This is a genomic window from Pseudomonas sp. B329 (genome assembly GCF_023127835.1).
Taxonomy (GTDB): Bacteria; Pseudomonadota; Gammaproteobacteria; order Pseudomonadales; family Pseudomonadaceae; genus Aquipseudomonas; species Aquipseudomonas synxantha_A.
The window spans coordinates 57,021-63,020 of the sequence record NZ_SPKP01000039.1; the positions used below are offsets into that span (position 1 = coordinate 57,021).

The following is a 6,000-nucleotide window of genomic DNA, read 5'->3' on the forward strand; positions in this document are numbered from 1 at the left end:
ATTTATAGAAATTTAATTTGATTGAGGGGCTTTTTGTTTTGAATCGCATTGAATCGCTTACAGCGGGACGGCAAGATGTGTGTTGTGGGCCCACAAGCTCCGCTTGTTACTCCCCACCACCTACCCTTATTCGCCCTCGGCTCAATGGGTGATTTTGCTCTGCGAGGCCCACCGTCACTTCCGCGACTTAATAGCGAAAGAAACTTTGGAGTTGCTCATAACCAAGGCTGTGGGCGCTCGTTTCAGCTACCAGGTTTCGATGTAGATTGAGGGGGCAGGAGTTCACAATGGGATCGGTAATGTAAAGAGTTCTATGCATTTCATATTTTGACTGTTGATCTGTTTATTGGAGGGTTGATGGGTTTTTCTGAAGTATTAACTATAGGTGTTTACTCCAGGATTTAAAGAGAGCAATGTAATATTTTGAGTTTGTTGTGGTGATTAAGTTGGCTAAACAGGCTTATTTAGTTTTCTGATTTGTTAGTGGGGGAGCTGACAGTGTTTGTGTTTGTCGGTTGGGGGGTTAACTTGGATGAGGAGGGAAGAGGTTTGTTGAGGAGATTTGATAATGAGCACTTCAAAAAATGAAGTGCTCATTGTCAGTGCATGTGATCAAATGCTGCCTATTTTAATAGCCAGGTGTACACACATTGAGTGTTCTCCGCCAGCACTAAAATGGTGGTGAAGCTTTTTAAGTGCACCGAATGGTGTGGAGATTTCCTCTAGCTTTACTGTGGTGATATGTGGGTTTTTACCTATTTTTGCCATGTCTAGCGAAGTTACATGGTTGCAATATCGCGACCACCAGTCCTCGAAATTTTGTCCATTAAAATAGGTTATTAAAAAAGTTCTCTTGATATCTATAGGGTTATAATTGGATATCAGTTTGGTATAATGCCCGTTGATATAAGCGCTATCTACAGACTCAAGCTTCATGGCCTCTACAATCGCAAAAAGGTCCATTTGGTGCTCGATAATTATATCAAGCTCACCAGAGCTTACCCCGGAGGTTGATTGACCTTCGCGAGTCTGATCTTTCACCTCATATCCTTTGGACATTATCATGTCACGAAGGTAATCATTGTTGTAATCCTCGGAGTCCGATTTTTTTGATCTTCGCCCGAGGCGTTGAAGAACCCATTCGATATCGGCTTCAAGTTCCATATATGTCGGCATAGGCTTAAATCTACCCTCTGCATTTATCTCGCTAAAATTTTGAAGGTTTAACAAGTTTATTCTCTGTCTGTTTATTTCTGCAATAAATTTAGCGTAATGGTTATTGTCATCGGTAACTATTGACTTGCAAAAGCTAGTAACCGCTCTTGATATCGTGTTGTATACGACTTCGCCAGAGGAAGATGCCCCGGAAGACGAAGATATAAGGGTTTTCCCCGATTCACAGTTGTCGAGAAGTCGCTGCCACATTTTATAGTTTGTAAAGCCGTTAACATCTTCTTGAAGTGATAAGACATAAGAAGTATTTAGTCTTTCTTCTTTGTCGAAAACTATTTGATCATTAGACTTAAGTAGACTTCCTAAGAAAAAATTTAAGAAGATAGTATCGTTGCCAATATTTTTTGAAAGGAAGGTGGGGCAAATGCAGTGAGAGTTTCTCATTGTGCTTTTACCTCGCTTTCCTTGTTAAGTCTTTCAAACTTAAGTTGCTGAATTTGAATCGTGTCTCTAATCTCGACATCCATAAAGTCTTTTGGCCATTTTATATCGCCGTTGTCATTGATTTGGATGTCGTCAAGCAGGGTGTGTCTATTGATTTTGTCTCTGTGCAAGTGATAAATTTTTACGTCGTCCTCGACGAGTTGAGAGCTGTCATCAACTATTCTAAGGCGCACGCGCCGTATCAGAGCATCACTGTGAGTCTCAATCAAAAAACGCTTTCGTTCTTTCAATGCAATCGTGATGATTGCGTCAGTCAGCCATGCTTGCATATTTGGATGCAGGTGAATCTCAGGTTGCTCAATGATTGTCAGGGAGCCAGGTGGAGATAGGTATGCCTGCACTAAAATAGGTAATACTTGAGATATGCCGAAACCTACGTCGGTCAACTCCAGGTTGACATCGTCTTGATTAACGACGATTTTATAGATTATGTCGTTAACCTTTTCGATGTCTATGCCGATATTAAAAGGCGCAAATAGTATGTTAATGCTGTCTTTAATGGTTGGGTTGTTTTTCAGTACTTCGGCGAGTTCTGTGCCATCAAGAGCATTCAGTTTGCGATGGTGGACTGATTTGTCGAGTAGGTAGTACCGCTGTGGGAAAGCTCTAAGAGGGCTAACGTGATTGATCTGAAGTCCTGTCAGATTGGAAAGGAGATGTTTTGAGGTGATATTTATAACGCGTGATAATATTGCTGCAAAAGGGCTGGAACTACCTTTGAAAGACGCAAAGCTGCCGAACTGTAAGCTGAGCTCCTCTTGGTGCTTCATAAATACGAGTGAATCTGGCGAAATAAGTTTAAGTAATTCAGCTCTTGATCGGCTTAGTGCGGCATCCCCGATAACGTCAGAATAGATCTTGGAGTTGTTACCGTCTCTTTTGAATCCGAATACAACGTTGTTAGACTTGTTGTATTGCACGTACTCAACTATCTGGAGGCATTCAAGTCTTTTGTTGTACGCAAAAGAGTACGAAACTTTTGTAGGGGTTATTTTGCTAGAGGGGAGTTCTAAGTAGTCAGAGAAGCAGTCCTCGATTTTCCTCAGTGATGCATGCTGGCTCACCGTATAAAACTCTTCTGGGAAGTGAGGGTTTACACTAACTCCAGCCATTATTTTTCTATAATTCTTTATTAGTTTTATATAGATTGTTTTAAATTGCTTTATTTTTGCTACACTGATTGACGCTTCCTTGGATCTGAAAGTTATATTTTCGAGTTTCGGTACGAGTTTGTTGAATGCTGTTAGCGCTGATGTTTTGGATTGGGTTGGCTTAGACGACGAAGCTGCGTTCGCGAAATGCCCCATAAATCTAATGACGGAGTCGTGATTCTGAAGTATCGCCGATTTTGCATCAGATATTTTCTTTCGAAGATTATCTTTTTGAGAAAAGGTAAAAGAAAAAGTTAGTCTGTTGGAGGGGTTTTTATCTTTTATTATGTTTAAAGTTTCTCCCATTCCAGTTTTGCTGCCGTTAAGTCTAAGCGGCGACTCTGAAATTATGGATGAGTCAGCAGACTGGGATAGCATCAGCAGTGAGTTGATTAGAGCACTTTTGCCGCTACTGTTTGCACCAAGTAGTATTGTGATTGGGCGAAGTTCCAGCTCGAACTCTTTGAAGGCTTTGTAGTTGCTTCCTGAAAAATTTGTTATCACGGCAATTCCTTTTGATATTAACTGACTCGCATGCTTTTATCATGGTTGTGTTTTTTTTGCAAGTTAATGGTGCGAGAGCTAGACTTTTGCTGAATTTTTTTCTGCCGTGAGGTGAATTAATAGCTTCAAAAAATAGATGTTGTTGTGATTGAGCTATATGGTTATGAGGTATTTTGATTTTCGTTGTAAGAGTGAGTTCCGGATTTCCAATCGGAGTCTCTAAGTCTGGTAGAAATTTATCCGGCGGTTTGTGGTAATTTTTAGTGTCTGTGTGATTTTTTATATGGTTAGTTTGCTTGGAGTTGAAATGTGATCTCGTTTAATTTGAGTTTTTTTATCTGCGCGAGAGTAACGCTTGGTGGTAGTTCTAATTCAGAGACAAATGAATTGCCGTTTTCCGTGAGCCCTGCGGCAGCACTGATTACAGGCTTCGCAAAGAACCTCCCATCGACTTTTTTAGAATCATGCCGCCTCGTGTCAAATCCTTACAGAGAGCCCGTATCACCCCTTTCCAAGCCGCTCCGCTACACCTTAGACAATTCAAACATCCGATACGTGCTCGCATAGTCAAACCGAACTCGGCCTCTTGCCCGACTGGCAGCGCCGTCGATTATAGGGCGGGTGCTGCTGATGTTGGCGTGGTCCACCCACACCTGAAGTTGAGCGTTTCAGAAGCTCCTCGGATGACCGAAGCTGAATGGTGGCACTAGGTTCGTACGAATCGCTAAGGCTGTTCTTGTATTGGTATTTTTCATGGTATTTTTAATAAGGATATCGTTGCTTTCCAGGTTTATAAGCGGTTTTCGACCCTATTGACAATAGAGTGGGAATGATCCTGCAATAGCAGGTGAGTGCTGAATAACAAAACCCCGGCCTGATGGCCGGGGTTTGTGTTTTTAGTGTGTCCTGAAAAGGGGGTTGGAGAATAGCCTACGCTTGCCCATAATCGAACTGCATCGATTGGCACCCCTTTGAAGTGATTCTGAGAAGCTATTGCCGGAGGTCTGAACTTGAAGCTGGAAGAGCGTATGCAGACTGCCATTGAGGGCGTGCTGGGAAACGTGATCCTGCGCATGGATGTTGCTGCGCTTGGCGGGCATTCACAGGTTTCTGTCGCATTGGACGAGTTAATGCGCAAAGGCGTGATTGTGCGCATGGGCATTGGCATCTACGCCAAAGCTTCTCGTCGCCCTGATACTGGCATTGTGACTCCTGTGGCTGACCTTGAAGCGCTCGCCGTTGAGGTATTTCAGCGGCTTGGCGTTAGTGCTTCTGTGCAGGTCGCCAAGTCCGGCGCCGGGCGTTTGGTCGTGTCAAAGGATGCAAGGATTTGCATAAAGGGTAGCCGCCGAATTCGACGCAAGTTATCGCTTGGTGGACGGTCAGTGGTTTATGTCAATGAACTCGCCTCTCCCCGTAAACCGAAAAGTTCGGTCCGGCGTCATCCGAAAACGGGTGCGTTGATCATTCCTGAGTCTGGACTACGGCGTTACGTGATGGATCTGGCGGACGCATGTCAGGTCGCTTACATCCGGACTTACGCCGATGAGTGGGCAGAAAATGTTTCTCGGTTGGCGGGAGACGATGTTCAGACTGACGTCATAGAGAACTTGGTCATCGCGCTGAAGAAAGAGAGAAAAGTCACTGGTCTGGAAGCGGTTCATCTGCTTACCAACTACTTGAGGGAAAAGCAGCGTGTTTGACCCATTCAAGGACTTTGACGCGAAGGGCTATCTCAGAAACGTTGTCGGTGAAAAAGACCTGAACATCGTCAAGCAGCTTGAACATGACCTGTTTACGGCGAACCTTGCTGACGCGATGGCCTATTTGGCGAAGAAAAGCACGATCACGTACCGCGATTTTTTAAAGGTCCACGCGCTTCTGTTTGGTGATCTTTATCCGTGGGCAGGCAGTGACAGGATGGCGACTTCTCCAGACTTGGCGATCTCCAAAGCGGGCACCTGTTTTTGTCTTCCGTACGAAGCCAAAAGAGCCGTTGAAGAAGGGCTTCGTTTGGGGCAGAACAAGGTTGTGCTTAAAAGTCACCCGGCCTGGTGATGGGTTTTTTCGCTTACGGGCATCCATTCCTTGATGGCAATGGAAGAACAATGCTGGTGGTTCATTCAGTCCTCTGTCATCGCGCAGGGTTCTCGATTAATTGGGGCCGCACGGATAAGTCGGCCTATCTGTCTGCCTTGAGTCAAGAAATCGAGACGCCTGATAAGGGCATTCTGGATGCGTACTTAAAAGACTTTATTGAGCCGCCCGTGGAGCCCGACGCATGGGAAGCCGCTATTCATTGCGTCCGGGGCCTGAATGGCTTGGTGACGACGGACACTGTCGAGGGGCGCTCAGATGATCCTGCGATCACCCGAAAATCTCTCGAGTTTGATCAGCGACGGGGCTATGCCATCGACTAAGGGGAGCGGTTCTCCAGCTGCTAACCCCAAGCCCGCGCGTAGAATTCACCGCCGCGCAATATCCGAAAAGTAAAACTTATCCAGCGTATGCCGCGACTCGGTGTACTCGAACTGCCTCCCGTCCTGCAAAAACGTCTGGTTACTCACCACGATCACATGGCTTTGCCCATCGAGATCCAGATGCGCCTGGTCGTCCTTGCTGCGCGGCAGGGCTTCGATGGTGCGCTGTGCATAGCTGATCTGCAGCC

The 6,000-nt window shown here is 45.2% G+C and carries 6 protein-coding genes; 3 read left to right on the forward strand and 3 right to left on the reverse strand.

All coding sequences use genetic code 11. The features are described 5' to 3' along the window. Positions 1–612 precede the first annotated feature (612 nt). A complete protein-coding gene (locus tag E4P00_RS18415) occupies positions 613–1,617 on the reverse strand; it encodes a hypothetical protein (RefSeq protein ID WP_248132431.1) in 1,005 nt (334 codons plus the stop codon). After that, a complete protein-coding gene (locus E4P00_RS29030) occupies positions 1,614–3,332 on the reverse strand; it encodes an AAA family ATPase (protein ID WP_248132433.1) in 1,719 nt (572 codons plus the stop codon). Before E4P00_RS29030 ends, E4P00_RS18415 begins: the two co-directional genes overlap by 4 nt. A gap of 1,010 nt (positions 3,333–4,342) precedes the next feature. Here E4P00_RS29030 and E4P00_RS18425 point away from each other — a divergent pair. The 3 genes from E4P00_RS18425 to E4P00_RS18440 are packed head-to-tail and all read left to right on the forward strand — an operon-like array spanning position 4,343 to position 5,752. Continuing rightward, complete coding sequence (locus tag E4P00_RS18425; protein ID WP_248132436.1) at positions 4,343–5,035, forward strand: hypothetical protein; 693 nt, start codon at positions 4,343–4,345, stop codon at positions 5,033–5,035. Further along, complete coding sequence (locus E4P00_RS18430) at positions 5,028–5,390, forward strand: hypothetical protein (protein WP_248132438.1); 363 nt, start codon at positions 5,028–5,030, stop codon at positions 5,388–5,390. The genes E4P00_RS18425 and E4P00_RS18430 overlap by 8 nt, the downstream gene beginning before the upstream one ends. 50 nt (positions 5,391–5,440) lie before the next feature. Continuing rightward, complete coding sequence (locus tag E4P00_RS18440; RefSeq protein ID WP_248132475.1) at positions 5,441–5,752, forward strand: hypothetical protein; 312 nt, start codon at positions 5,441–5,443, stop codon at positions 5,750–5,752. Positions 5,753–5,797: 45 nt separating this feature from the next. On the opposite strand, the gene E4P00_RS18445 is transcribed toward E4P00_RS18440, so the two are convergent. Beyond that, a partial coding sequence (locus E4P00_RS18445; RefSeq protein ID WP_248132440.1) for a UTRA domain-containing protein occupies positions 5,798–6,000 on the reverse strand: 203 nt, incomplete at its 5' end.